This window comes from Lamprocystis purpurea DSM 4197 (genome assembly GCF_000379525.1).
Taxonomy (GTDB): Bacteria; Pseudomonadota; Gammaproteobacteria; order Chromatiales; family Chromatiaceae; genus Thiodictyon; species Thiodictyon purpureum.
In genome coordinates, this window is the sequence record NZ_KB902363.1 from 114,516 (window position 1) to 140,931 (window position 26,416).

24 protein-coding genes are annotated in these 26,416 nt (G+C 64.8%); 9 read left to right on the plus strand and 15 right to left on the minus strand.

Features of this window, described 5'->3' with window-relative positions:
• Positions 1-2: 2 nt before the first annotated feature.
• The 3 genes from A39O_RS0101735 to A39O_RS0101745 all read right to left on the minus strand — a co-directional run bounded on the left by A39O_RS0101735 (position 3) and on the right by A39O_RS0101745 (position 2,735).
• On the minus strand, positions 3-260 hold the full coding sequence (locus A39O_RS0101735) for a DUF4212 domain-containing protein (RefSeq protein ID WP_020502995.1): 258 nt from the start codon (positions 258-260) through the stop codon (positions 3-5).
• 460 nt (positions 261-720) lie between these two features.
• On the minus strand, positions 721-2,430 hold the full coding sequence (locus A39O_RS0101740; protein WP_020502996.1) for a cation acetate symporter: 1,710 nt from the start codon (positions 2,428-2,430) through the stop codon (positions 721-723).
• Positions 2,427-2,735: a DUF485 domain-containing protein gene (locus tag A39O_RS0101745; protein ID WP_020502997.1), complete on the minus strand. Its 309-nt coding sequence runs from the start codon at positions 2,733-2,735 to the stop codon at positions 2,427-2,429. Before A39O_RS0101745 ends, A39O_RS0101740 begins: the two co-directional genes overlap by 4 nt.
• 454 nt (positions 2,736-3,189) lie before the next feature.
• Here A39O_RS0101745 and thrC point away from each other — a divergent pair, with 454 nt between their 5' ends.
• From thrC to ubiG, 3 genes are all read left to right on the plus strand, one after another.
• Complete coding sequence (thrC, locus tag A39O_RS0101750) at positions 3,190-4,590, plus strand: threonine synthase (RefSeq protein ID WP_020502998.1); 1,401 nt, start codon at positions 3,190-3,192, stop codon at positions 4,588-4,590.
• Positions 4,591-4,596: 6 nt separating this feature from the next.
• A complete protein-coding gene (locus A39O_RS0101755) occupies positions 4,597-5,367 on the plus strand; it encodes a transglutaminase-like domain-containing protein (RefSeq protein ID WP_083924423.1) in 771 nt (256 codons plus the stop codon).
• A gap of 103 nt (positions 5,368-5,470) precedes the next feature.
• Entirely contained in the window at positions 5,471-6,223 is a 753-nt protein-coding gene (gene ubiG / locus A39O_RS0101760) for a bifunctional 2-polyprenyl-6-hydroxyphenol methylase/3-demethylubiquinol 3-O-methyltransferase UbiG (protein ID WP_020503000.1), read from the plus strand.
• Between the two features lie 321 nt (positions 6,224-6,544).
• Here ubiG and A39O_RS0101765 read toward each other — a convergent pair whose 3' ends face one another.
• Positions 6,545-8,014 carry a 2Fe-2S iron-sulfur cluster-binding protein gene (locus A39O_RS0101765; protein ID WP_020503001.1) on the minus strand — a complete coding sequence of 490 codons (1,470 nt, stop codon included), beginning with the start codon at positions 8,012-8,014 and terminating at the stop codon, positions 6,545-6,547.
• 198 nt (positions 8,015-8,212) lie between these two features.
• Here A39O_RS0101765 and glcE point away from each other — a divergent pair, with 198 nt between their 5' ends.
• From glcE to A39O_RS36085, 4 genes are read left to right on the plus strand one after another with little or no spacing between them, the layout of a single operon-like run.
• Positions 8,213-9,313, plus strand: coding sequence for a glycolate oxidase subunit GlcE (gene glcE / locus A39O_RS0101770; protein ID WP_020503002.1), 1,101 nt, complete (start codon positions 8,213-8,215; stop codon positions 9,311-9,313).
• Between the two features lie 9 nt (positions 9,314-9,322).
• Positions 9,323-10,537 carry a glycolate oxidase subunit GlcF gene (gene glcF, locus A39O_RS0101775; protein WP_020503003.1) on the plus strand — a complete coding sequence of 405 codons (1,215 nt, stop codon included), beginning with the start codon at positions 9,323-9,325 and terminating at the stop codon, positions 10,535-10,537.
• Positions 10,538-10,570: 33 nt separating this feature from the next.
• Positions 10,571-11,473 (plus strand): 2-hydroxy-3-oxopropionate reductase, encoded by a 903-nt coding sequence (locus A39O_RS0101780; RefSeq protein WP_020503004.1) that lies wholly within the window; start codon positions 10,571-10,573, stop codon positions 11,471-11,473.
• Between the two features lie 28 nt (positions 11,474-11,501).
• Complete coding sequence (locus A39O_RS36085; protein ID WP_020503005.1) at positions 11,502-12,977, plus strand: MFS transporter; 1,476 nt, start codon at positions 11,502-11,504, stop codon at positions 12,975-12,977.
• A gap of 305 nt (positions 12,978-13,282) precedes the next feature.
• Here A39O_RS36085 and aceK read toward each other — a convergent pair whose 3' ends face one another.
• The 4 genes from aceK to A39O_RS0101805 all read right to left on the minus strand — a co-directional run bounded on the left by aceK (position 13,283) and on the right by A39O_RS0101805 (position 17,643).
• Positions 13,283-15,028 carry a bifunctional isocitrate dehydrogenase kinase/phosphatase gene (aceK, locus tag A39O_RS0101790; RefSeq protein ID WP_020503006.1) on the minus strand — a complete coding sequence of 582 codons (1,746 nt, stop codon included), beginning with the start codon at positions 15,026-15,028 and terminating at the stop codon, positions 13,283-13,285.
• A gap of 10 nt (positions 15,029-15,038) precedes the next feature.
• Positions 15,039-15,527: a ribonuclease E activity regulator RraA gene (rraA, locus tag A39O_RS0101795; protein WP_020503007.1), complete on the minus strand. Its 489-nt coding sequence runs from the start codon at positions 15,525-15,527 to the stop codon at positions 15,039-15,041.
• A gap of 90 nt (positions 15,528-15,617) precedes the next feature.
• Complete coding sequence (locus A39O_RS0101800; RefSeq protein WP_020503008.1) at positions 15,618-17,234, minus strand: DUF885 family protein; 1,617 nt, start codon at positions 17,232-17,234, stop codon at positions 15,618-15,620.
• Positions 17,227-17,643: an OsmC family protein gene (locus A39O_RS0101805; RefSeq protein WP_020503009.1), complete on the minus strand. Its 417-nt coding sequence runs from the start codon at positions 17,641-17,643 to the stop codon at positions 17,227-17,229. The genes A39O_RS0101800 and A39O_RS0101805 overlap by 8 nt, the downstream gene beginning before the upstream one ends.
• Positions 17,644-17,799: 156 nt before the next feature.
• On the opposite strand from A39O_RS0101805, the gene crp reads away from it, so the two are divergent.
• On the plus strand, positions 17,800-18,453 hold the full coding sequence (crp, locus tag A39O_RS0101810) for a cAMP-activated global transcriptional regulator CRP (RefSeq protein ID WP_020503010.1): 654 nt from the start codon (positions 17,800-17,802) through the stop codon (positions 18,451-18,453).
• Between the two features lie 13 nt (positions 18,454-18,466).
• Here crp and trpC read toward each other — a convergent pair whose 3' ends face one another.
• The 5 genes from trpC to A39O_RS0101835 form a co-directional block, all read right to left on the minus strand.
• The gene (gene trpC / locus A39O_RS0101815) at positions 18,467-19,264 is read right to left on the minus strand and encodes an indole-3-glycerol phosphate synthase TrpC (RefSeq protein ID WP_020503011.1); all 798 of its coding nucleotides are present in this window, start codon (positions 19,262-19,264) and stop codon (positions 18,467-18,469) included.
• 248 nt (positions 19,265-19,512) lie between these two features.
• Positions 19,513-20,535, minus strand: coding sequence for an anthranilate phosphoribosyltransferase (trpD, locus tag A39O_RS0101820; protein ID WP_020503012.1), 1,023 nt, complete (start codon positions 20,533-20,535; stop codon positions 19,513-19,515).
• 7 nt (positions 20,536-20,542) lie between these two features.
• Positions 20,543-21,124 (minus strand): anthranilate synthase component II, encoded by a 582-nt coding sequence (locus tag A39O_RS0101825; protein ID WP_020503013.1) that lies wholly within the window; start codon positions 21,122-21,124, stop codon positions 20,543-20,545.
• Between the two features lie 30 nt (positions 21,125-21,154).
• Positions 21,155-21,826 (minus strand): hypothetical protein, encoded by a 672-nt coding sequence (locus A39O_RS31530; protein ID WP_083924446.1) that lies wholly within the window; start codon positions 21,824-21,826, stop codon positions 21,155-21,157.
• Positions 21,827-21,955: 129 nt separating this feature from the next.
• Positions 21,956-22,216 carry a hypothetical protein gene (locus A39O_RS0101835; protein ID WP_020503015.1) on the minus strand — a complete coding sequence of 87 codons (261 nt, stop codon included), beginning with the start codon at positions 22,214-22,216 and terminating at the stop codon, positions 21,956-21,958.
• A gap of 348 nt (positions 22,217-22,564) precedes the next feature.
• On the opposite strand from A39O_RS0101835, the gene A39O_RS0101840 reads away from it, so the two are divergent.
• Positions 22,565-23,053, plus strand: a complete 489-nt coding sequence (locus tag A39O_RS0101840; RefSeq protein WP_020503016.1) for an ATP-dependent zinc protease family protein — start codon at positions 22,565-22,567, stop codon at positions 23,051-23,053.
• On the opposite strand, the gene A39O_RS0101845 is transcribed toward A39O_RS0101840, so the two are convergent.
• Both A39O_RS0101845 and A39O_RS31535 read right to left on the minus strand, forming a co-directional pair.
• Positions 23,038-23,829, minus strand: a complete 792-nt coding sequence (locus tag A39O_RS0101845) for a proteasome-type protease (RefSeq protein WP_020503017.1) — start codon at positions 23,827-23,829, stop codon at positions 23,038-23,040. The two genes, A39O_RS0101840 and A39O_RS0101845, sit on opposite strands and share 16 nt — an antisense overlap.
• 217 nt (positions 23,830-24,046) lie before the next feature.
• Entirely contained in the window at positions 24,047-26,197 is a 2,151-nt protein-coding gene (locus A39O_RS31535; protein WP_020503018.1) for a putative bifunctional diguanylate cyclase/phosphodiesterase, read from the minus strand.
• Positions 26,198-26,416 lie beyond the last annotated feature (219 nt).

A 26,416-nucleotide genomic window follows, 5' to 3' on the forward strand; every position in this document is an offset into this window, starting at 1 on the left:
CCTCAGTCCTCGGGGATCTCGAATTTCTTGTCGAGCCAATGCATGGCCAAGGCGTATATGAAGATCAGCAGGATGAAGCAGTAGATCGCCCCCTGCTGGGCAAACCAGAGACCGAGTGGGTAGCCGCCGATCGTGATCGCATTCAGCGGATGGACCAACAGGATGCCGAATCCGAAGGAGCAGGTGAACCAGCAGATCAGCAGGACCGTGACCAGGCGCAGATTCGCCCTCCAATAGGCGGCACGATCCTCGGGTGTCATGGGTGTCATAGGTGTCCGGCTCCGGCGGGAGTGGCTTGGGTGTGGCTGGGAGGGCCTGAGGAGTTGTTCAGCCCATTAGGGGACGCCTTTGGCGTCTCGGTCGTTGTCGTTGTCGTAATCGGATAAGCGATTCAAGTTTGGCATGAGCACCCCGCTGTCTGTCGGGTTTCGAACGCCACGCACGGGACCAACGCATCCTCGCGAGTATCATCAACTCGATTACGACAACGACAACGACAATAATTGTGTGTATCTTGTTCTTGACGCGTTACTTGCCCGGTCCGTAGTTCCAGCGGCGTGACGGCATTGTTGGATTGTCCTGTTGCGTATGTCAACCTACAAAGACAGAAGCCCAGGGTCGCAACACGACCCTGGGCTTCTGGATGCACAGTGACCGGAACGCCTGTCCCGGCCTGCTGTGCTGCCGCGGAACATCCCTGTTCCGCAGACGGTTCTCCCGCTAGTGGCTGGCGGTTCCCTCGGAGCCGATACCGGTCTCGCAGCGAACGCGTTGCGCCGGGAAGAGTGCCCGCTCTTTCTGGGCCTGCTTGGAGTTATCCGTAATGGAGAACAGCCAGATGCAGATGAAGGCCAACGGGATCGAGATGATCGCCGGGTTGTCCAGGAAGATCAGACCGACGGGCTTGCCGTCAGCGCCCATGTGGCCGAGCGTCTCGCCCCACACCGCCTTGGACATCACGGTCAGCGTCAAGGCGCTGATGAGCCCGGCGAATCCGCCGATCAATGCGCCGCGGGTCGTCATCTTGCCCCAGAAGATCGAGGCCACCAGCACCGGGAAGTTGGCGCTGGCCGCGATGGCGAAGGTGAGGCCGACCAGGAAGGCGACGTTCTGCTTCTCGAAGATAATGCCGAGGATGATGGCGATGATGCCCAGGCCCAGGGTCGCGAACTTCGATACGCGCAGTTCCATGGTCTCGTTGCTGCGGCCGCGGGCGATGACGCTGGCATAGAGGTCATGGGAGATGGCCGAGGCGCCGGCCAGGGTCAGGCCGGAGACGACCGCCAGGATGGTGGCGAAGGCCACCGCGGAGATGAAGCCCAGGAACAGGTTGCCGCCGACGGCCTCGGCCAGCTTGATGGCGACCATGTTGGTGCCGCCGAGCAGGCCCTTCGGGTCCGTGATCACGCCGTCCACCAGGGCGCCGGCCGAGAAGTAGGCCGGGTTCTGGGCGAGCAGGACGATGGCCGAGAAGCCGATGATGAAGGTCAGGATGTAGAAATAGCCGATGAAGCCGGTGGCGTAGAAGACCGATTTACGCGCTTCCTTGGCGTTCGGCACGGTGAAGAAGCGCATCAGGATATGCGGCAGACCGGCGGTGCCGAACATCAGCGCGAGACCCAGCGAGATGGCATTGATCGGGTCTTTGATCAGGGCGCCGGGACCCATGATGGCGTCATGCTTGCCGTGCGTCGCGACCGCCTGACGGAACATTTCCTCAGGGGAAAACCCGAAGTGGTTCAGTGCCGCCAGGGCCATAAAGGTGGCGCCGGACAGGAGCAGCACGGCCTTGATGATCTGCACCCAGGTGGTGGCCGTCATGCCGCCGAAGATCACGTAGATCATCATCAGCGCGCCGACGATCATGACCGCCATCCAATACTCCAGCCCGAACAGCAACTGGATCAGCTTGCCGGCACCGACCATCTGCGCGATGAGATAGAAGATGACGACGACCAGGGAGGAGATGGCCGCCATGGTGCGGATTTGAGTCTGACCGAAGCGGTACGAACTCACGTCCGCAAAGGTGAACTTACCCAGGTTGCGGATCTGCTCGGCGATCAGGAACATGATGACGGGCCAGCCGACCAGCCAGCCGATGGAGTAGATCAGGCCGTCGAAGCCGGACGCGAACACCAGGCCGGAGATACCCAGGAAAGAGGCCGCCGACATGTAGTCGCCCGCGATGGCGAGACCGTTCTGGAAGCCGGTGATGCCGCCGCCGGCGGTGTAGAACTCACGCGCGGTGCGGGTGCGCTTGGACGCCCAGTAGGTGATGCCCAGTGTTGCACCGACGAAAATCACGAACATGTAGATCGCGGTCATGTTCAGCGGCTGCTTATCAGCCGCGCCGGTGACCGCGGGCGCGGCCACCAGGGCAAAGGGCACGAGGAGTGCGGCCAGGATGGCCCAGGGGGAAAGACGTTTCATCGCAGATCCTCCTGGATCGACTTGGTCAGGCGATCGAACTCACCGTTGGCCCGATAGACATAGATTCCGGTCAGGACAAAGGCCGAGATGATGACCGAAAGGCCGACCGGGATGCCGACGGTCGTCACTGATCCGGCCCATAGCGGCACGGCCAGTGATTTCGGGGCATAGGCGACGATCATGATGAATCCATAATAGAAAAGGAACATCAGGAACGTCAGTATCCATGCGAAGCGTTTGCGTTTTGTGACGAGTTCCGCGTAGAGCGGGTGTCGCGTGATGGCCTCGACCGAGTCAATAGTCATGGGCTTACCTGGTTGATTGAAAAGTCTGAGTGGTGTTGCGATTGTCCCGCCCGGGCGGGGCCTTGCCATTCCGTGGGCAGCAAATCGGCACTTCTCTACATCCAAGGACGAACACACGTCGCGTCCTGGCGCGATAGGCCGGAGTCCAGGTCGTGCCCCGTGTTCAGTTGGTGTTCTTTAGTGCAGCGGGCCGGCCTGCACGTCCCTTGAACGTCCGAGCGGTACGGCGGGACACTCCGATTGTGTTGCCCCAGCGCAATGCGTGTCAACGCTAACTGAGATCTTTCTGCGCAAACGGTGCGGATCGCACGACGGACGAGCGTCCATGGTCATGCGGATCTTGCGCTGACCGGGCCGTGCGGGCTTTGCCAAGCCTCTGGTGCTCTCTTACTATGCGAGACTTGGCCAAACGCCCAGTCCGGTGCGGGGCTTTGCTTGCAGGATCGTTAATATTATGAACTACGTGAGTACTCGCGGACGGGTCAGTCCCGTCGGCTTCGCTGAGGCGGTCATGATGGGTCTGGCGACTGACGGCGGCCTGCTGGTACCCGCGGTCATCCCGCAAGTTGGGAGGGATACCCTGCGCGACTGGTCGCGGCTGTCGTTCCAGGACCTCGCGCTGGAGGTGATGTCCCCCTATGTCGGCGGGGAAATTCCGCGCGAGGATCTGCGCGGACTCATCGCCCGAGCCTACGCCGGCTTTTCCCATCCGGAGGTGACGCCGGTGGTGGAGGCGGGGGGGCTCAAGGTGCTGGAACTCTTTCACGGTCCAACCGCGGCTTTCAAGGACGTGGCCCTGCAGTTGCTGGGGAATCTGTTCGAGTATCTGCTCCAACGCGACGGGGGGCACCTGAACATCCTCGGTGCCACGTCCGGCGACACCGGTTCGGCCGCCATCGCCGCGGTGCGGGGCAAGGAGCGCATCCAGATCCTGATTCTCCACCCCAAAGGCCGGGTCTCGCCCATCCAGGAGCGGCAGATGACCACGGTGCTGGACCCCAACGTCCATAACATCGCCATCCGTGGAACCTTCGACGATGGCCAGCGCATCGTCAAGGATCTGTTCAACGATTTGGCCTTCAAGGCCGAGTATCAGCTCGGCGCGGTGAACTCGATCAATTGGGTGCGCATCCTCGCGCAGACGATCTATTACTTCTACGCCTGGGGTCGGGTGAGCGGCGGCGACCCGGATCGGCGCCTGAGTTTCTCGGTGCCGACCGGAAACTTCGGCGACTGCTTCGCGTGTTATCTGGCGAAGCGGATGGGGTTGCCGGCGGACCGGATCATCGTCGCCACCAACCGCAACGCGATCCTAACCGAGTTTGTGCACACCGGGAACTACGAGGCCAGTGAGGTCTACCAGACCCTGAGTCCGGCGATGGACATCCAGGTTGCTTCCAATTTCGAGCGTTATCTGTATTTTCTCCACGGCGGCGATGCCGCGATCGTGCGTGACCTGGTCGAGCAGATGCAGGCGAGCGGCCGGCTCACGGTGAAGGGGTCGCGACTCAACCAGGTGCGGGCCGATTTCGATGCGACTGCCGTGTCGGATGCCGATACCCTGGCGCAGATGCGTACCACCTTCGCCGGCAGCGGCTACATCCTCTGTCCGCATACCGCCACCGGGGTCTGGGCGGCGCGGGTGCGAGGCAATGCGGTATGCCTTGCCACCGCTCACCCCGCCAAGTTCAATGAGGCTGTGCAGGCGGCCATCGGCCAGGACGCTCCGGCGCCTGAGTCATTGCGCGGATTGATGGACAAACCGACGCGCTGCACGGAGTTGGACGCGACCACCCAGGCCGTGAGGGAGCACATCCGGGCGACCTTGGGCGCGGTCGGTGCCGGGCCGGCCTGAGCCGGTATGGCAGGGATGCTCGCGATCCTGGTCGGGGTCGTGCTGCTCGGTGGCGCGGGACTGCTGTACGCCGAGTATCGGCAAGAGTCGCGTGTCTTGCGCGAGGCGGCGATCGGCGTTGTCGACGCCGACCATCAGCGCGACCCCGCGCGCACCGTGGAACGACTCACCCGTTGGGTCTACAACAACCAGGGGTTCGCCAAGAATTCACGTTATTTCCTGAGTCCGCGATTCGGCCCGACGCCGTTGCAGGTGCTGGAATCAGGGGGCGATTGTGCCGATAAATCCAGGCTGCTGGCGGCCATGCTCGACGAGTTGGGTATTCCCAGTACATTGGTGATGCTCTACGCGCCCGACTATGCCAGGTCCACGCACACGGTGGTGGAAGCCCGGTTACCCGGTTTTCGCGCGGCAGCCGACCCGGTATTCGATATCGTGTTTCCGGACGGGGCCGGCGGTTTGCTTGGGGTGGCGCAGCTCAAGCAGCAGCCGGAGCGCTTCGAGGCGCGCATTCATGCGCTTGCCGCAGAACGGGGTCCGGCCTCCAAAGTCGCCTTTTATCCGACCGAACTTGAGAGCTACCGGTGGCCCAGGACCATCAACTGGGAGCGTATGCCGGTCACGCGCCTCCTCGGCTCAGTGCTCGGTTGGGTCGTCCCTCAACCCGATCTGTTAACGCGGCCGCGTCTGCTGGCCGAGCCTAAGCTGCTTGTTTCGGTAGCGCTATTTTGGCCGGGGCTGGTGTGTGTCGGGCTGGGTTGGCTGCTGATGCCTTGACCCAAGGCGCTTGTAATCGCGGTCGATCAGTGGCATTTCGCGCCCTACGCGATTGACCGGTCAAACCGGACGTGTTACGAATCCCAATACGAGGCTGCATACGATGGCATCTGCTCAACTGACTGGAGCCAATATTGATCCGGCCGAAGTCGCCTATTATGAGCGCCTGGCTCACCGTTGGTGGGATACCACCGGGCCCTTCTGGCCCCTGCACCGACTCAATACCTTTCGCGTCGGTTATCTGCGTGATCGGGTTGCGCTCACGCTGGGTTTGGATCCGCGGCAGGAGCATCCGTTTGCGGGGTTGCGGGTGCTCGATATTGGCTGCGGCGGCGGCATCTTAAGCGAGTCCGTGGCCCGCCTGGGCGCCACGGTGGTCGGCGTGGATGTGACCGAGAAAAACCTTGGTGTGGCACGCTTGCACGCCGGCTGGAGTGGCTTGACGATCGACTACCGGTTGGAATCCGTCGATCAACTTGCCGATTCCGGAACAGTCTTCGACCTGGTGCTGAACATGGAAGTGGTGGAGCATGTCGAACGGCTGCCCGACTTTCTTGCGCACTGCGCCCGCCTGGTCCGGCCGGGCGGTGTCATGGTGGTGTCCAGCATCAACCGGACCGTCGCGGCGGCTTTCATTGCAATCTTCGGGGCGGAATATGTCCTGCGCTGGTTGCCGCGAGGGACCCACCAGTATCGCAAACTGGTGCGTCCGGGCGAGGTGATCGCCGGTCTTGGCGCGGATTATCGCGTCCTGGATCGGACCGGGGTGCGGGTCAACCCGTTCAACCGGGCCTTCTCCCTGACCCGATGGATGGGGGTGAACTATATGCTCGTGATGCAGCGGTGTGACGATTAGTAACGTGTCAGAAACAAGCTAAACAACGATACACTCGTTGTCGTTGTCGTTGTCGTTGTCGTAATCGGAGAAGCGGTTCAAGTTAGGCATGAGCTGCCCGCTGTCTATTTGGTTTCGATTCGCTCCGTCGCTTGGGCGTACAAGACCATCAAGCGTCTGAAAGGCTTGGATCACCACGCGCGGGACCGGCGTTCTTCATCGTGCCGGCCGGAGCGATGATGAAGGCCCACGGGCCTAACGTTCATTGCGGTGCGAGAGAATACTCGCCGGCATCGTAAACGCGATTATGACAACAGTCTACCGCGGCCTGCGCGCATAGATTCAGGTGTCCGTGTATTCACTCGCCATCCGTTCCTGGGCGACACCGAGCGCGCCGAGCGCCGCCGCGCTTGCGCGCACCGCGGCGGCCGGCCCGGCGAGATAGAAGCGCAGGCCGCTGAGATCCGCATGGTCCGTTTGCAGCGCCGCGATCAGGTCCGCCGCCGCGTCGCTGGTCAGCGGCGTGAAGCTGAAGTTGTCCAGTGCGTCTGTGAGCGCGCGTCCCCAGCGGCTCTGGTAGTGTCCCTCGGGATAGGTGGTGCCCCAATAGAGGTGGAACGACTCGATCAGATCGATGGAGACGGCGTGCTCGATCAGGCTTTTCACGGGGGCAATGCCGTCGCCGATCGCGATGAATACCGCGGGTTCCGGTGCGTCCTCGCGCAGCACGAAGGCTCCCTGGGGGCCGGTCACCTTGATCAATTGCCCGGCGTGAAGTCCGCCGAAGACCGCCGCGGCGAAGGCGTCCGTGCCGCGTCGGACGTAGAACCAGAGATTGCGTCCGTTGCACGGACAGCTCGCAATCGGCAGTTCACGGCTGGCGCCGTCCTCCAGGGTCAGGATGACGCGCTGGCCGGCCATGAAGCGCAAGGTGTGGGTGCGCGGGGTCTGGACATTCAGGCTCACCAGATCCGGGGCGAGCGGTTCCAGCTTGCGCAGGCTGGCGCGGATCTCCTGGCGCGGCAGGTCCTGCACCGACAGCGCCTCGGCCGCTTCGAGGACCAGATCGGTGACCGCCGTCGTCGAGCAGGTGAGAATGTAGCCCAATTGTTTCTCGCGCTCACTCAGCACATAGTCGTGATCGCGCGTCCTGGCGACCTCACCGCTCAGCACACGGGCCTTGCATTCTCCGCAGTTACCGCTGGCGCAGCCGTAACCCAGCTTGAGTCCGGCGCGCACCGAGGCATCCAGGATGGACTCGGCGCCCTCGACGAAGAAATCGTGCCCGCTCGGGATCAGTTTGCAGTTGGCAGCCATGATGCGCAGGAAGGTGTCTTTCGCCAGCAGTTGGGCTTTCTGGTCAGTCGTTGGTCGCTCCGCCAGGGCCAGGCGGGCTTGCGCAAACCAGGCTTGCAGGGCGCTGATCGCCGCCGCGGACGGACCCGGATAACCGCCCGGAAGGTCCCGGAGCCGTGCGCCGACCTCGTCCAGCAGCGACTCGGTTGCCGTCAGGGCCGACATCCGCTCGACCAGCGTCGCGCTCAGGCCGCGCAGACGTGCGACCAGGACCTCGGGGCTGGGCAGGATGGTATCGGCGTGATGGGACTTCGGCACGGCCGCGGACTTGATCCGCTCCACTCGGAGCAGTGCCTCGTCGTCATGGAGGCTCACCGCCGGGTAGAGCAGCAACAAATCCTGGATCGCGACGGCACCCTCGAAGGTTTCGAGGTCGCCGCGGCGGATGCGCCGCTGGATCTCGGCGCGGGTGACCCCGGCCAGGCGGGCGGCGCGGGAGAGACTCAGATAGCCCATGAACAGCGGTCTCCAGACGGGTGTCGGCCTCAAGGTTGCAATCCCGACCCCGGCATCCCATTGAGGACAGCGGAGAGCAAGGGCACGCAACTCACGAGTAACATAGTCGATGTGCCGACGCGACGCAAAAGCACTGGAGGATCCCGTGGACCAACAAACCAAGCGGCTGTGCGCCTTCATCAGCGGGCATCAGCCAGTATGACTACCGACGCCGATTGCGATCTCACGGCCGCGCTGCTCGATCAACTGCGGGCGGCCGCGGCGGCTGGCCGCTCATTGAACCTGCGCGGGGCCGGAACCAAGACCCGGCTCGGCCGTCAGGTCGCGGCGGACACCACGCCACTGGACCTGTCCGGGCATTGCGGGATCATCAACTACCAGCCCAAGGAGCTGGTGGTGACCGCCCGCTGTGGGACCACGCTGGCGGTCATCGAGGCCGCGCTGGCCGAGCACGGCCAGCATCTCCCCTGTGAACCGCCGCGGCTGGGTGTCGGCGCGACCCTGGGGGGCACCGTCGCCTGTGGTCTCTCCGGCCCCGCCCGGCCGTCCGGCGGCGCGATTCGCGACCTGGTGCTGGGTGCCCGTATTCTCACCGGCCGGGCCGAGGTCCTGCGCTTTGGGGGCGAGGTGATGAAAAACGTGGCGGGTTACGATTGTTCCCGCCTCATGGTCGGGGCTTACGGGACCTTGGGTGTGCTGCTGGACATCAGTGTCAAGGTGTTGCCGTCTCCGGCCGTATCCCGGACCCTGGTGCAGGACTGTGATCAACCCGAGGCCCTGGCGCGGATGGAGCGTTGGGCGGCGCAGCCTTTGCCCATCACGGCCTCCTGCTGGATCGACTCCGGGGACGGCGGACGGCTGTGGGTGCGTCTGGCCGGGGCTGCCCAAGGGGTTCGCGCCGCGGCCGAACGCATCGGGGGCGAACCGCTGGCGGATGCGGATGCCGTCGCTTTCTGGGACGATCAGGTGCGTGAGCAGGGTCACGCGTTTTTCCAAGGCGACTTGCCCCTGTGGCGCTGCGCTCTGCCGGCAGCGACGCCGCCCCTGGACTTGCCGGGTCCGCAACTCCTGGAGTGGGGCGGTGCCCAGCGCTGGCTGCGCAGTGGTGCCGCGCCCGCGGTCATCCGTGCCCTGGTCGCCGCCGCGGGCGGTCACGCGACCCTGTTCCGCGGCGGTGACCGCACGGGGGAGGTCTTCCAACCCTTGTCGGCGCCGCTGCTGGCCCTGCACCGCAACCTCAAGCGTGCTTTCGACCCCGCCGGTATTCTCAATCCCGGCCGACTGTATCAGGACCTCTGAGGGCCAACCGTGCAGACCCAGATTCTCCCGGAGTTCCTTGCCACCCCCGCGGGACGCGAGGCCGACGCCATCCTGCGCAGTTGCGTTCACTGCGGCTTCTGTACCGCCACCTGCCCCACCTATCAGTTGCTGGGCGACGAATTGGATGGGCCGCGCGGGCGGATCTACCAGATCAAGCAGGTCCTCGAAGGGCATACCCCGACCCGCATCACGCAGCAGCACCTGGACCGCTGTCTCACCTGCCGTTCCTGCGAGACCACCTGTCCGTCCGGGGTGCGCTATGCCCGGCTGGCCGAGATTGGCCGTCATCTGGTGGAGGAGCGGGTCGCGCGGCCGGTCGGCGAGCGACTGCTGCGCACCGTATTGGTCCGGCTGCTGCCGCACCCGGCCCGTCTGCGTCCGCTGCTCGGCCTCGGTCGGCTGGTGCGGCCCCTGCTGCCGGCCGCGCTGGCGGCCAAGGTGCCGCGCGCCCGGCCGGCCGGGGACTGGCCCGCGCCGCGCGGTCGGCGGCGTTGCCTGGTGTTGGCCGGTTGTGTTCAGTCGGTCGCCACACCCCTGACCAACGCGGCGGCGGCCCGCCTGCTCGACCGGCTGGGTGTCGACCTGATCGCCAGTCCCGCCGCCGGCTGCTGCGGTGCTGTTGCTTATCACCTCAATGCCCAGGATGAGGGCCTGGACGCCATGCGCCGTAACATCGACGCCTGGTGGCCCGAGATCGCGGCCGGCTGCGACGCCATTCTGGTGACCGCGAGCGCCTGTGCGGGCATGGTGAAGGACTACGGTGACCTGTTGCGCGATGATCCCCTCTATGCCGAGAAGGCCGCGCGGGTGTCGGCCTTGGCCCGCGATCCGGCCGAGTGGCTGGCGGCGGCGGACTTGAGCCCGCTGGGGACACCAGGTCGGGGTCGGCGCATTGCCTTCCACGCCCCCTGCACGCTCCAGCACGGGCAGCAGATCAAGGGCGTGGTCGAAGGCATTCTCACCCGGCTCGGCTTTACCTTGAGCGTCGTGCCGGACGCGCACCTGTGTTGCGGTTCCGCCGGCACCTACTCGCTGACTCAGCCGGAGCTGTCGCTCGCGTTGCGCTCGAACAAGGTCATCGCCTTGGAGTCTGGTGCGCCGGAACTGATCGCGACCGCCAATATCGGTTGTCAACTGCACCTGGGGGCCGGCAGTGGGGTCCCGGTGGTACACTGGCTCGAACTGTTGGACCCAGCCAACTGAAGCATCAGGTTCAAATCCTCTGGAGTGACCAGCATGGCAGAGCGCGTCGGTTTCATCGGGCTGGGGATCATGGGTCGCCCCATGGCGCTGAATGTGCTACGCGCCGGGTGGGACCTGGCTGTCCATGCCCGACGCCCGGAGTCCATGGAACCCCTGGCCGCGGCCGGCGCCGCGACCTGCGCCAGCCCGGCTGAGGTTGCCCGGCACGCGGACATCCTCTTCACCATGGTGGCGGACACCGCCGACGTGGAGCAGGTCATCCTCGGGCCGGAGGGGGTCATCGAAGGGGCGAGCCCCGGCGCCGTGCTGGTGGATATGAGCACCATCTCGCCCGCCGTCACCCGCACCATCGCCGCGCGTTTGCGCGAGCGCGGTCTGGCCATGCTCGATGCCCCGGTCTCGGGCGGTGAGGCCGGCGCCATCGCGGGCACGCTGTCGATCATGGTCGGCGGCGCGGCGGAGGTTTTCGATCGGGTGCGACCGCTGTTCGCGGCAATGGGGCGCAACATCGTCCATGTGGGTGGGAGCGGTGCCGGCCAAGTCTGCAAGTCATGCAACCAGATCGTGGTGGGCGCGACCATCGTCGGGGTGGCTGAGGCGATCCTGCTGGCGCGTGCTTCCGGTGTCGATCCGGCGCGCGTCCGCGAGGCGTTGCTGGGCGGATTCGCCGCCAGCCGCATCCTGGAGGTTCACGGACAGCGCATGATCGACGGCAATTTCGCGCCTGGCTTCAAGGCGCGGCTGCACCAGAAGGATATGCGCATCGTCGGCGAGTCCGCGCTTGAACTTGGCCTGGCATTGCCGAGCGCCGCGACCATCGCTCAATACCTCAACGCCCTGGTCGGCCAAGGGTTGGGTGAAGAAGACTCCGCGGCCATTTACAAGGTGCTGGAGGCCATGAGCCACGGCCGCACCGGCGGCGCGTCCGGTCCCTGAATCTTTCAGCCGCTGCCCCAGGAGGTTCATGGACAGCCCCGCAAACCGCGACGCGCGCGGATCTGATGCCCTACCCGATTCACTTGGCGATCCACTCGGCGATCCGCGGTGGTGGGTCTTTTCAACCTATTTCGCCCAGGGCTTCCCCTACATGGTGGTGCGCGCCATGTCGTCGGTCTTCTTCACCGATGTCGGGATGTCGGAGCGCGCATTGGGTTATCTCAACTTCTTGGGCCTGCCCTGGAATCTGAAGTTCTTGTGGGCGCCCTTCGTGGATATCTACTCCACCCGGCGCACCTGGATGATCCTGATCCAGGCCCTGCTCACCGTGCTGACCGCGCTGCTGGCCGGACTCTGCCTCCTGCGCGGGGACGGGGCGGGGGTGCCCGATGCCATTCTGGTGTGGCTCTTCATCGTCTTGGCGTTCCTCGCGGCCACCAATGATATCGCCATCGACGGGTATTACATGGAGGGCATCAGCGACCCCAAGCAGCAGGCCGCCTATACCGGGTTGCGGGTCACGGCCTACCGTCTGGCGATGATCGTCGCTCGCTTTGGCATCATCCTGGCGGTCGCGGAGGTCGCCAAGCACGCCTTTGGCGGCAATCTGTACAGCGCCTGGGGTTGCGGCTTCGCGGCGGGGGCGGTGGTGATGGCCGTGCTGACCGTGACGCACCTGGTCAAGCTCCCGCACTACCAGCAGCCGCGGGAGCCCATGGTCGGTGGCCGTCACGCGGGTACCGCCTTCCTGAACTCCTTCGCCGCTTACCTTGAGGTCTCGCCGCGCCGCTCACTCGTCGCGCTGGTCAGCGCCCCCCTGCTTGGTTTGGCCCTGAGTGCGGTGCTCCTGGCATTGGGTGTCCCTGGGGTGCAGGCCCTGACCTATGGTTTCGCCTTCATGCTGATCGCCTTGCTGGCCCAGGCCAAGCCGGTGATCGCGCTGAGTCTGGCGTTTATCATGTTCTACAAGATCGGCGATGAAATCATCTTCTCGATGGGGACTCCGTTCCTCAAGCGCTATCTGCTGGTGGACAACACGCAGCTCGCCTGGATGAGCGGTTTGCTGGGGTTGGTGGGTTCCATCATCGGGACCACGATCGGCGGACTCTGGATCAAACGCACCGGGTTGCGTCGAGCCATCTGGCCGCTGACGCTGTTGATGAACCTCAATATCCTCGCCTATATCTGGCTGGCCTATGAGCGCCCCCTGGCGACCAGCACGCTGGGATTCCTGACCATCGGGACTGTCTACACGATCGAGCAGATTGCCGCGGGTCTGGGCAACGCCGTGCTCATCGTCTATATCCTGCGCACCTGCAAACCCGAGTTCAAGGCCGGACATTACGCCATCGGGTCGGCCTTCATGTCGGTCTTCTCCGCCCTGTTCGGTGGTATGGGTGGGGTCATCGTCGAACAGGTCGACTATCTCGGGCTCTTCACGATCGGTTTTCTTGCCTCGCTGCCGGCCATGGCGCTGTTGTTTTTCGTGCGGGTCAAAGATTGATGGGGTCGGTGAGACGAGTCGGAAATAACTAAAATAGCGAATATAACCGTTGTCGTTGTCGTTGTCGTTGTCGTAATCGTAATCGGAGAAGCGATTCAATTCGGCCCTACGCATGCAACGCGAGGACCGCGAAACGACGCGGTGCGAGAGAATCCTTGCGGGTATGATCTGGCGCTACCGGCCGCTGGAGCGGCCGGACGGCATTCCCACGCTGGAGCGTGGGAACGAGAAAATCAGTGGTGCCTGCGCGCCGGACCGGCTAAAGCCTCGACCTCCAGTCGCCGGAACGATGACCAAGGCCCTTATTAACGAGCGGTTCCTTGAGAAAGGGAGCGCCGGAAGCGGCGCTCCTGCGGGTAGGGAAAGATGTCATCGAGACGGCCGCTGCGGATCACCGCCTGGCGGGCGCGCCACCAGGCGGGGTCGAGCAGGTCGCGGTGCAGTTCGAGAAAGACCTTACGAATCCGTGGGTCGGTAAGCAGGAAGGTCGCGAACTCTTCCGGGAAGACGTCATCCGGTCCGGCCGTATACCAGGGCTCCGCCGCCATCTCCATCTCCGGGTAGGGTGCCTCCGGGATCTCCCGGAAGTTGCATTCGGTGAGGTAGCAGAGTTCATCGTAATCGTAGAAGACGACCCGCCCGGCACGGGTCACACCGAAATTCTTGAACAAAAAATCACCGGGAAAGATGTTGGCCGCGGCGAGCTGCTTGATGGCGTCACCGTATTCCCGGATGGCATGGCGGATCTCATCGTGATCGGCCGTATGCAGATAGAGATTGAGCGGGGTCATGCGCCGCTCGATATAGAGGTGCTTGATGATGAGTTGATCGCCGTTGATCTCCAGGCTGCCGGCGCATTCCGACTCCAGTTCCGCGCGCAGCTCCGCTGAGATGCGCGCCAGAGGGAAGGCGACATGGGAGTATTCCCAGGAGTCGGCCATGCGCCCGACCCGGTCGTGCATTTTGACCAGCAGGTATTTCTCTTTGACGGTCTCGCGGGTCATTTCCTTGGGTGGTGCGAACCGGTCCCTGATCACCTTGAAGACGAACGACAATGACGGCAGGGTGAAAACGCACATCACCATGCCGCGGATGCCGGGTGCAACTTTGAATTCGTCAGAGGAATACCGCAGGTGTTTCAGGAAGTCACGGTAGAATTCGGCCTTGGCGTATTTCTGGAAGCCGATGGCGGTATAGAACTCGGCTTTTGACTTACGCGCCAGGAGCGGGCGCAGGAAGTCCACGACCGCGGCCGGCACCTGGGTATTCACCATGAAATAGGCGCGGGAGAAGCTGAAAATGTCGGTGATTTCGTCGTTGCCCAGCAACAGGGCATCGCAATAGAGTCCGCCCTGTTCGTCGTTGAGGATCGGCACCGCGAAGGGGGTTTGGTCCGCCCCATTGATGATCTTACCGATGACATAGGCCCCCTTGTTGCGAAAAAAGGGCTCGGTCAGCACCGCGATCTGGAAATTCTGCGCCAGCGCCCGATTGTCCGGGAAGCGGGAACAGATGGCGTGCATCAGGTTGCGGATGTCGTGGCGGCGGTCGCGGAAGGGGAGCGTGAACCCGAGTCCGTCCATGATCGTGCCGATGATCTTGACCATGCCGTCACGCGCCGGGTAATAGGGACGGAAGATCGGGTTCTCCGCCTCCAGATGTTCGGTGGAGAACACCGGCCACACGAAGATATGGGCGCTGTTGTAATAGCGGCGGTCGAACAGGCGGCAGAACACCGAGTTGTAATAGGTTTCGGCCAATTCGGGCTGGCGGTGTTGCGGCAGCAGGCGCAGGTACTCCACCTTGACCCGCCGCCACAGGCGCTCGTCGCGGTTATGCAAGTGGAATTCGCGGCGCAGGATGCCCACGGTTTCCACCACGCGCTGATCGTAATAGTCGATGCGCTCGCGGGAGGCGGCCTGGACCGCGGCCCAATCCGCGTTCTCAAAGCGCCGCCGCGCTTTGGCGGTGACTTCCCGGAATTGCCGGTAATGGCTGTCGAAACCATCCAGGATGCACTCCGCGATCTGTTTCGCTTCGGTCCAGGCCATGGCGCTCTCCTCAGTCCGCGAGGTCGAGGCGGGCGGCGGCGACCAGGATGCCGTCCGCGTCCGCGTAGACCCAGTCGCCGGGCGCGAAGCTGACTCCGGCAAAACTCACCGTCAGGTCGCGTTGACCCTCGCCGCGGCGCTGGCTCTTGCGCGGATTGGCGGCCAGGGCCTTGATCCCCAGGTCCATCCCGGCCAGTTCATCCGTATCACGCACGCAGCCGAACAGGATCACTCCGGCCCACCCCTGGGCGACCGCGCTCGCGGCGATCAGGTCGCCGAGCATGGCGCAGCGCAGCGAGCCGCCGGCGTCGGCCACCAGCACGCGACCGGCACCGGGTTCGGCCAGCAGCGCCTTGATCTGGGTGTTGTCTTCAAAGCACTTGGCGGTGACGACCGCACCGGAAAAGGCGCGGCATCCGCCGAAGTCCCGGAAGATGGGGTCACAGACCCGCACCTGGGTCTCGTAGTGGTCGTAGAGGTCGGCGGTCTTGAATGCCATCGGATTATGGGCCTGGCGGATGGTTGATCGTCGGTAGCTGAGAGCATAAGGGCAAACGGCGGCGAAGCGAAGGGCGTGCGGCGCTGACGCCTAAGGGCCGAACACCGTGTCGAGCGCGCTCTGCCAAAGCGATTGGCCCAAGCCATAGCGCAGCGCGAGTGCCAACGGGATCGGTCCCTGGGAGACCAGGCGGTCATGAAAGGCCCGCTCGGCGAATCCCGCGCTGTCCAGCGCCTCCTGTTGCGCCCGCGCCGCTTCCAGCAGTTGCCAGCCGAGCACCGCGGCCAGCGCATCACCCGGAGCAAGTACGATACGTGCGAAAGCGGCCTCCGCGGCCGTCTCCGTGAGTCCGTGGGAACGCAGGCGCGCCAGGGCCTGATCGCTGCCGATGCGGCCGGTATGCAGGCCCAGGTCCACTGCGGCCCGCAGCAGGGAGTCGCGCCGGGCGATCAGTGCCCAACGGCGCCGGTCGCCCGCGTGACCACCCGAGCGTCCCAGCCGGCCCGTCAGATAGAGATGCCAGCCCCCGGTCAGTGAGACGGCGTTGGCGAGCCGACGCGGCAGGCGCCGCGCCCGCGCCGCGTCGGCGTAGGCCAGCAAGTGACTGCCGCCCCACCCGTTGGCGAGACAACGGTCGCGGATGCAGGCATCCGACTCGGTCTCGCTGCCGCCGGCGGACAGGTACAGGGTGCCCGTTCCATCCGCCGCCGGGAGGTAGTCCGTGTGGGCGCGCCGCGGCCCTGTGCAGGCCGGGCGCAGATCGATGCGCAGGGGGGCGTCGGGCAGGGTGACGAGGCCGCTCGCGGTGAGTTCGGCCGCGAGTTCCTCAGCACGGACGCGATACTGTTGCAGTCGGGGTGAAGCCGCGGCCGGCACTCCGGATTCCGACCCGGCATCCTGACTCCGGTCGCCAGTCCGGTCGTCGGCCAAGCGCTCGAGTTCGGCTTCAGTCGCGCGCAGCATCCCGGCAATGGGGTCACCCAGGGTTGCCGGATCGCAGTCGATGCAATGGAGATAGCGTAACCGCAGTTGCAGATGTGCGCTCCCGCAGCCGGGTTCCCCTTGTGCCCCTGTGGCCAACTCGGTGGTCAGCGCGTGGCTGAAACTGGCCAAGGCATTGGCAGCCGACTCCGCAAGTGTTCCCAGTTCGTGGAATGCGCGGGTGCGGCCGCGCAGCCAGATGGTCCGTGCCAGGTGGCGCAGATAGCAGCATCCGCCGGCGGCCTCCGCGGCGGCGACGCGCACCAGGGGTGCGCTGAGCGCCGCCGCCGTCTCCCGCAGTTGGGCCTGGGCCTGGCGCAGGTGTTCCGGTATCTGTTCCAGGAGCTGGGGCAGGGCGCCGTCCAGCGCCCGCGTCGGGTCCAGGGTCAGGCGGTCGATCTCCGCGACCGGCAGAAAGTGCAGGGGGTCGAGCCAGCGCCAGTCGCGCGTCAGGGACTCCAAGTGCTCGATCCGCGCGGCCCCGACGAGCAGTTCGTAATCCAGTTGCCGATCCGCGTCCAGCGCGGTGAATGCGACCTCATCCAGGCCCAGGATCAGGGCCTCGATCCAGCCGCACAGGGCGGCCAGATCATCGTCCTCTTGCGGCGGGAGCACGCGGCCCGACACCGGGAAGCCAAGTTCCATGGCGCGATCCGGGTGGTAGCGAAACCACCCTTCGTAGAACTCCGCGACGACCGCGTCGAATGCGGCCGCCGCTTCAAGCATCGCGGATCTCAAAGTCGTGGGTGACAGTGGCGACGGCACCGAGCATGATAGAGGCTGAGCAATACTTGTCGGCGCTCAGCTTGATCGCACGCTCCACTTGGCGGGGGTCCAGGCCACGTCCGGTCAGGATGAAGTGGGCATGGATGCTGGTGAAAACCTTGGGGTCGGCGGGTGCCCGCTCGGCGGTCAGTTCGAGCACGCAATCGGTGACCTGCTGCCGCGCCTTGCGCAGGATCGAGAGCACGTCGAACTCGGTGCAGCCGCCCATCCCCAACAGCAGCAACTCCATCGGGCGTACCCCGACATTGCGCCCGCCCGCGTCCGGCGGACCGTCCATGACGATCCCATGTCCTGATTCGGACTCGCCGAGCATGGCAACCCCATCGATCCACTTCACCCGAGCCTTCATGAACACCCCCTGAGCAACCGATCCGTGACGCCGCCGCGGCGTCCGTACTGACGCCGCAGGCTACCATAGTTCGACAAGGCGCAGATGCTCGCCTAAGATTCCAGATTAACTCGCGCGTTGCCCCGCAGCGCCATTGCCCCACGAAGGCCGCGACCGATGACTATCCTGATCCCACCCAAGCAAGAACCCCGCTGGCTTCAGCCATTCCTGTCTTACTGTCATACCAAGTCCTACGACAAGAACGTGGACTTCATCCGCGTCGGGGAGCCGGCAGAGAGCATTTATTACCTGATCGAGGGCTCGGTGGCCGCCGTTATCGACGACGAAGAGCGCCGCGAACTCTTGTTGGCCTATATCAACAAGGGTGAGTTCATCGGTGAAATGGGGTTGTTCATGCCGATGAACACCCGCAGCGTCATCGTGCGAACCCGCATCAAATGCAAGGTTGCGGAGATCACCTATCAGCGTCTCGACCGGCTGCTCGATAACGAACTGAAGGATGTGGCAAAGGAATTCCTCTATGCCGTCGGTCTGCAACTCTCCACGCGGTTGCGGCAAACCAGCCGTAAAGTCGGACACTTGGCCTTCCTCGACGTGACCGGGCGGATCGCCGGTACCTTGCTTGATTTGTGTAAGCAGCCGGACGCCATGACGCATCCGGACGGCATGCAGATCCGCATTACGCGCCAGGAGATCGGGCGCATCGTCGGCTGTTCCCGTGAGATGGCCGGGCGGGTGTTGAAGAGCCTGGAGGAACAGGGGTTGATCAGCGTGGCGGGTAAGACGATCGTCGTCTTCGGCACCCGCTAGGATGCGCTTCGCATCAGAAAAACAACCGCCGCAGTTCGGTTCCCGGGTCGGGGGCGCGCATGAAGGCTTCGCCGACCAGGAAGGCGTGGACCCCATGGCTGCGCATCAGGGTGACTGATTCCGCGCTCAGGATGCCGCTCTCGGTCACCAGCAACCGGTCGGCGGGCACCGCGTCCAGCAATTCCAGCGTGGTGTCCAGGGTTACTTCGAAGGTGCGCAAATTCCGGTTGTTGATCCCGATCAGCCGGCCCGGCACGGCTAGTGCGCGGGACAACTCGGCGGCGTCGTGCACCTCTACCAGTACATCCATGCCCAGTCCCTGGGCCAGGGTGCTCAGGTCGCGTAACCGCGCATCGTCCAGGCAGGCCGCGATCAGCAGGATGCAATCCGCGCCGATCGCGCGCGCCTCATACACCTGGTAGGGGTCGATGATGAAATCCTTGCGGATCACCGGCAAGCCGCAGGCGGCGCGCGCCTCGACGAGATAGGCATCGCTGCCCTGGAAGAAATCGATGTCGGTCAGTACCGACAGGCAGGCGGCCCCGCCGCACTCGTAACTCGCCGCGATCATCGCCGGAGCAAAATCCGCCCGCAGCACCCCCTTGCTCGGACTGGCGCGTTTGATCTCGGCGATCACCGCCGGCTGGCCAGCCGCGATGCGTGTTTCCAGGGCCGCGGCGAAGCCGCGTACCGGTGGTGCCGTGGCCAGCCGGGCCTGAAGCGCGGTCAGCGGCAGGTGTGCGGCGCGAGCCGCCACCTCCGCGACCTTGCGATGACAAATCTTTTTCAGGATATCAGGGGTTCCGGGCATGGCTGAGGCATCTCGTGCTGAACGGAAGACCGGCTCCGCTGTAGGGTGGATAAGGCGCGCCGCTCGGTGTCCGGGACCCGGCACGGCGGTCGCGCGCGCCGCATCCACCCAGGGCCGTGCGATGCCGCCCAAATTTGGAATGGCTGGCAGGGCGTTCTATCTTAGGCGCTGGATTCCGGCATCCTGCCGGAATGACGGTGCAACTTACGTTGGAGCCGGGTACCAACACAGGAAGTTCCGGCATTCGCCTAGGCCATGGTCGCGGTCAGCACAACCAGCGACTCCAGCCGCCGTAGTGCCTCGCCGCTCGCGATGGCGGCATCCGCCAGCCGGACCCCATCCGCCAGGGTCGCCGCCCGCCCCGCGGCATAGATCGCGGCGCCCGCGTTCAGCATCACGATGTCACGCGGTGGGCCAGGCTCGTTGGCGAGCACACCGCGCAGCATGAGCAGACTGGCGGCCGGATCGGCGACGCGGATGCGGTCGAGCCCGGCGCGGGGTAAACCGAAGTCATCCGGACTGATCCGGTAGCGGCTGATCACCCCATCCTTGAGTTCAGCCACCTGCGTCTCAGCCCCGATACTGATCTCATCCAGACCATCACGGGCATGGACCACCAGCACATGCCGGCTGCCCAAGCGCTGCAGGACCTCCGCCAGGGGCTGGAGCAGTGACTCGCTGAAGACCCCGAGCAACTGATTGGGCACGCCGGCCGGGTTGGTCAGCGGACCCAGGACATTGAAGACCGTGCGCACGCCCAGTTCCCGCCGCGGTCCGATGGCGTGCTTCATCGCGCTGTGATGGCCGGGGGCGAACATGAATCCGACGCCCACCTCGCGCACGCAACGTGCGACCTGCGCCGGGTTGAGATCGAGGCGCACCCCCGCCGCCTCCAGGACATCCGCCGCACCCGACTTGCTCGACACCGAGCGGTTGCCGTGTTTGGCCACATGGCAGCCCGCGGCCGCGGCCACGAACATCGCGGTGGTGGAGACGTTGAAGGTGCCGCTGGCGTCTCCGCCGGTGCCGACGATATCTACCGGGAAGTCGAGCCCGGTGATATCCACCCCCGTCGCCAGTTCGCGCATCACGCCGGCGGCCGCCGCGATCTCCGCAACCGATTCGCCCTTCATGCGCAGCGCCACCAGAAACCCGGCGATCTGCGCCGCGGTCGCTCCGCCGGTCATGATGGTACGCATCACCAATGTCATCTGCGCGCTGTCGAGGTTCTTCCCCTCCACGCAGGAGGTAATCGCCGACTTGATATCCATCGGTTACTCAGCGTCCCATGATGAAATTCTTAAGCAAATCATGGCCCTGTTGCGTCAGGATCGATTCTGGGTGGAACTGGACCCCCTGAATCGGGAGCGTGCGATGGCGCACGCCCATGATCTCGTCGGGTGCGCCCGCCTCGGTCTGCGTCCAGGCGGTCATCTCCAGACAGTCCGGGAGACGGTCGCGCGCGATCACCAGCGAGTGGTAGCGGGTCGCCTCGCAGGGGTTCGCCAGCCCGCTGAACACCCCTTGATTGCGATGGTGCACCGGTGAGGTCTTGCCGTGCATCACCCGGCGAGCCTTGACGATCTGCCCGCCGAAGGCCTGGCCGATCGATTGGTGCCCCAGGCAGACCCCCAGGATCGGTACCCGCCCCGCCATTGCCTGGATCAGCGGCACCGAAATCCCGGCCTCGTTCGGGGTGCAGGGACCGGGGGAGATCACGATCTGCTCCGGATTCAGCGCGGCCACCTGCGCCACGCTCAGCTCATCGTTACGCACCACCCGCACCTCGGCCCCCAACTCGCCCAGATACTGGACCAGGTTGTAGGTGAAAGAGTCGTAGTTGTCGATCATCAACAGCATTTCGAAGGTTCCCTGGGAGGTGGGAGCGTCTTACTTACGCACGGGCTCACTTGGTACCAACGGCTTGGTGAGGCCGCCCGGCTTGGGTTCGTCTGCCGGTGTGGTCGCTGGCTTGGGCTGGAACGGCCCACTCTTGGCGCCGGCGATGCCGGTGCCGAGCATGTTGACCGCTTCGGCGCTCTTGCCCGGGATCTCGAAGCGCATCTCCGGCCAGATGGCAAGGCCTTTGGCGGCGGACACGGTCCCGCCGGTCGCTTGATCGATGGTGGTCCCGCTCAGCGCGGTGCGCACGATGAGGTCGCTCTCGCCGGTGATGCCGGTGAGTTTGCCGGTGCCGCCGGTCAGTTTGAAGGTGCCGGTGCAGGAGCCGGGCTCGCCGTCACAGGTGAACTCGGCATAAATATAGTCGCCGGTCGGGCTTTCGATGGTGCAGTAGCCTTGGCCCTTGATGGTGTTGGCGAGGATTTCGGTGATCTGGGTCGAGGGGCAGGTGAACAGGGCGGCGTCCAGGAGTCCCTGGCCGTGCTCGATGTACATAATGCCCTCGAAGGTGCCGATGAACTGGAGTTTGTCCACGGCCACCTGGTAAATCTGACCGTTGGCCTCCCAGGGGGCGAGGATTTTGGCCGTGCCCTGCTCCGCCCACGCAGGGAGGGCGGCGGCGAGGCCGGCGAGGGCGAGCAGTGTGACGCGTTTGACCATGAAAGGACCTGTTGGACGGTAGTGCGCGGGCGCTGGGCAGTTTGAACGGGCCAAGTCTGCCGCCGCGCCGATGACCGGATGTTCCGGCTTGGCGGCCGGCATGCCGATCAAGACCGCGGCGTTGCCGCGCTAGGGCGCCTGGTCGGGCGCAGCGTCGGTGCCGGGCGCGATCTCCTCCAACTGTTCCATCGCCTCCACGGCCTCCTCGGGCGAGTCGGATTGGACGACCGCGAGGCACTCGGCGATGTAGTCCTCCATGTCCTCCGGGGCGACCTCATCGTCGATCGCCATCTGGCGGCAGGCGTCCGCCGTGTCTTCGGCGAGGCTGAACACGGGGAAGGCCGCCGCCAGGAACAGGGCGAGGGGGAGTGCGGAATGTAAACGCGTCATTGTTGCTCGGCTCCAAAATCACGGGGTTTGCGCTCGGTGGCAGGACTCGCATCGGGTCCGCGGTAGCAGAACGGCGGTGCGGTGCGCTAGGCTTGAAGATGATAGCCTCCCTGGCCCCGTGCGGTAAATCGGCGCTCGTGTTAAAGCGTCGGCCTCCGGTCGCGTCGCCCGGGTCCCCGGAGGTTGAGTTCGCGTGGTACGAAGTTCTTCGGAAATCACCCTCAGCCCGCAGCACCGCATCATGGATAGCCCCGTGTTTCACCCCGTCTCGTCCACCCGCGGTTTGCGCCGACCCGTAGGCGACGCGGCTGATCCGCCGCGGGGTCTGACCCCACCGGCGCTCCAGCGATGAGCATCCCCGCGCCCGCAGCGGCGGATCGCGCGGCGTTGCTGCTCGGCTGGCGCGAGTGGGCGGCCCTGCCGGACCTCGGGCTGACGCTGATCAAGGCAAAAGTGGACACCGGGGCGCGCACCTCCACCCTGCACGCCTTCTACGTCGATCCCTTCGATCGGTGCGGTGTGCCCTGGGCCCGCTTCGGCGTCCATCCGTTGCGCGGACGCACCGACGTCGTGGTCCACGCCGAGGCGCCGGTCATCGATCGCCGCCAGGTCTCGGACTCCGGCGGACACCGCGAGCAGCGTTACGTGATCCTGACCCGATTGACGCTGGGCGGTGCGACTTGGCCCATCGAACTCGGCCTGTCCAACCGCGAGACCATGCTGTTTCGCATGTTGCTTGGACGCACCGCGTTTGCCGGACGCGCGCTGGTTGATCCCGGCCGCTCCTTTCTCACCGGGCGCCAGTCCCGTCCAGCCCGGCATTACGGGAGGGACTGACCCGCCGGAGCCGGCTCCGGCTGCTCGCCCATCGACTCCCAGTCGAAGCGCGGCAGGCCGTCGAAGACAGTGCGGATGCCCTGATTCCAACTGGTGGAAAGGGCGCGCAGGGCCGGGTGGTCGGCGGTGAGTTTGAGCCGGTGCGTCAGGGTCTGGGTGTCCTTGGCATAGATGGCGACCTCGAAGGGCGGTCCGACCGTGACATTGGAGCGGGAGGTGGCATCCAGCGAGACCACGCACAGCCGCGCCCCATCTTCCAATGAGAGCCCCGGCTTGGCGATGCGGTCCAGCGCCGGCTTGCCGTACTTGTTCTCCCCGATCTGCAGATAAGGCGTCTCGGGCGAGGCGGAGAAATAGTTACCCTGGGGGTAGATCAGATAGAGCCCATGCGGCTGCCCGGCGATCTGGCCGCCCAGGATTAGCGTGGTCCCGACGCTGACCCCGCTTTGGCTCAGCGCCGGACCATGGTCGCGCTGCACCCCCAGGCTGACCCGGCCCACGTAATCGGCCGCTTCGAAGAGATAATCGGCGGTCAGCAGGCCGCTCTCCTGGGCGCCCTGGCCCTGGGCGCGGTCGAGATCGCGGCGGATGCGGTTCATCACCTCCTGCGTCGTTGCCAGGTTGCCCGCGGACAACAGGATGAAGAGTCGGTCCGGTGCCGGCTGAAAGACATGGAGTTTGCTGAAGGTGGTGACATAGTCGATGCCCGCGTTGGTGCGGGAATCGGCCGCCATCACCAGACCCTCGTCGAGGGCAAGGCCGAGGCAATACGTCATGGGGGTGTGGCCTGGTCAGGAACGTGGGGAGATGGTCGTTGGCCGGTGCGCCGACGGCGCCGCCGGGCGGGAGTCCGCGGTGTCCATTCAGGTCTACCATGGTGCGGCCGCGGCGTCGAGCGGCAGGGTGCGGCGACAGCAGTTCCAAATTTGGGTGGCCCCAGCCGGCAACCTGTCGGCGGTGAGGCCGATGGTGGATGCGCTACGCTTCTCCACCCTACAAAACCGGCTCCGCTGTAGGGTGAATAAGGCGCGCAGCATTCACCTTAGGGCCTGAAGTCAGCTCCTGAAACGCGTCCGTCGGCATCGGCTCGCCGAAGAAATAGCCCTGAAAGTAATGACATCCCAGGCTGGCGAGCAGATCCCGCTGCGCTTGGGTCTCGACCCCCTCGGCGAGCACGCGCAGCCCCATGGTCTGGCCGAGCACGATGATCGTCCGGGCAATCGCCGCGCTATCGTGGTCAGCCGGCAGGTCGCGCACGAATGATCGGTCGATCTTCAACTGCTCCAGAGGCAGGTGCCGCAGGTAAGCGAGGGAGGAATAACCGGTGCCGAAATCGTCCAGGGCAAGACCCAGGCCGAGTGCCTTCAGAGCGGACATCGTGACGATGACCTCATCCAGTTGGTCCACCAGCAGGCTCTCGGTCAGCTCGAGTTTGAGTCGCCGCGGGTTGGTCTGGAAGCGGTTGAGGGTCGCGACCATCTGGTCGACGAAATCCGCCTGGCGGAACTGGCGGGCGCTGACATTGACTGCCAAGGTCAGGTGTTCGGTTGCCGGGTGCGCCGCCCAGGTCGCCAATAGGGCACAAGCGGTCTCCAGCACCCACTGGCCGAGGGGTAGAATCAACCCGGACTCCTCGGCGACTGAAATGAAGTCCGCGGGTGACATCAGGCCGCGGATCGGGCAGTGCCAGCGCACCAGTGCCTCAGCACCGACCAGCGTACCGTCACAGTTTACCTGGGGCTGCAGGAAGAGCTTGAACTGCTGTCGGCGCAGGCCTTCCCGGAGACCGTTCATCAGGGCGGCGCGCCGGGTGACCGCGGCCTGCATCTCCAGGTCGAAGAAACGCAAGGTATTGCGGCCCGCCGCCTTGGCCTCGTACAGGGCCAGATCGGCCTGTTTCAATAGCTCATCGACACTGCTTTCCTGTTGGGAAAACAGGGTGATGCCGAGACTCACGCTGCCCAGGTACTCCTGTTCCTGAAGATGGTAAACCTGGCTCAATGAGGTCAGGATGGTGTCGCCGACGGTCTTGGCCGCGGCCGCGGCCTCGGTCAGGTCCGAACTCAGGTCCTCGAGCAGGACGACGAACTCGTCCCCGCCCAGGCGGGCGGCCGTATCCCGCTCGCGGACGATAACGCTGAGCCGTTGTGCGATCTGCTGCAACAGGAAATCACCCAAATCGTGTCCCAGGGTGTCGTTGAGTGTTTGAAAATCATCCACGTCGATGAACAACAAGGCCCCGGCACGATGGTTGCGCAGGTTGGCCGCGACTGAGCGCTGGAGCCGATCCAGCATCAACCGCCGGTTCGGCAACTGGGTGAGCGGATCGAAAAAGGCCAGGCGCGTGATCTTGGCCTCCGCGTTCTTGCGCTGGGTCATATCCGTCTGGGTGCCGACGTAGTTGGTGACCCGACCCTGTTCATCCTTGACCGCGGAAATGGTCACCCAGTCCGCATAGACCTCGCCGTTCTTGCGCTGGTTCCAGATCTCACCCTGCCAGAATCCCGCGGTGCGCAGGTCCTGCCACAACGCCCGGTAGAACTCGGGCGGCTGGCGGCCCGACCTGATCAGCCGCGGCGTCTTGCCCACGGCCTCCGCCGCGGCGTACCCGGTTGCTCGGGTGAAGGCCGCGTTGACACGCAGGATCACGCCCTCGGCGTCGGTGATGAGCATGCCTTGTTGGGATTCAAAGGCCGCGGCGGCGATGCGCAGTTCGGCCTCGGCTTGGTCGAGGGCACTCATGTCCGCATCCATACAGAACATCACCGGAGATTGGCCGGGAATGCTGATGATCGTGTGGCTGGAGTACACCGGAACCCGGCGGCCATCCTTATGCTTGAGTGTCAGGCGCGAGGGCGGAATTCCCTTCCCGGTCTCGAACATCCAGCGCACCGCGGCGGCGGCTTGATCATGCATCTCGGGCGGGATGATCAGGTCCAGCAGGTTGGCACCCAAGGCCTCGGCCGCGGTATACCCATAGATGCGTTCCGAGGCGAGATTCCAGTAGACCACGGTCCCGTCGGGGAGATAGCCCTGGATCGACATGGCATCCGCTTCCTCGAAGAGTTTCTTGAAGCGCACCTCAGTGTCCTTACGGGAGGGTCTGCCTCCCCAGGGCGTCGGATCAGCCTTGAGTTCCGCCATGCCGGTTCCTGTCTACTCAGCGTCAGGTCGGTTAAGTATGACAAGATTCCAGCGTGCTGCTGAGAACGAGCACACGCAACAGCTTGGGGTCCACCGATGGCGGGCCTGCCGGTGTGGCACGGCGTGCCGATAGACTTCCACGTGCCGACTCCAGCATACTCGGAATCCACGGCTGGCCGCTCACCGTTGAGCGCGTCGGCCGTGCAAGATCATCCCTCA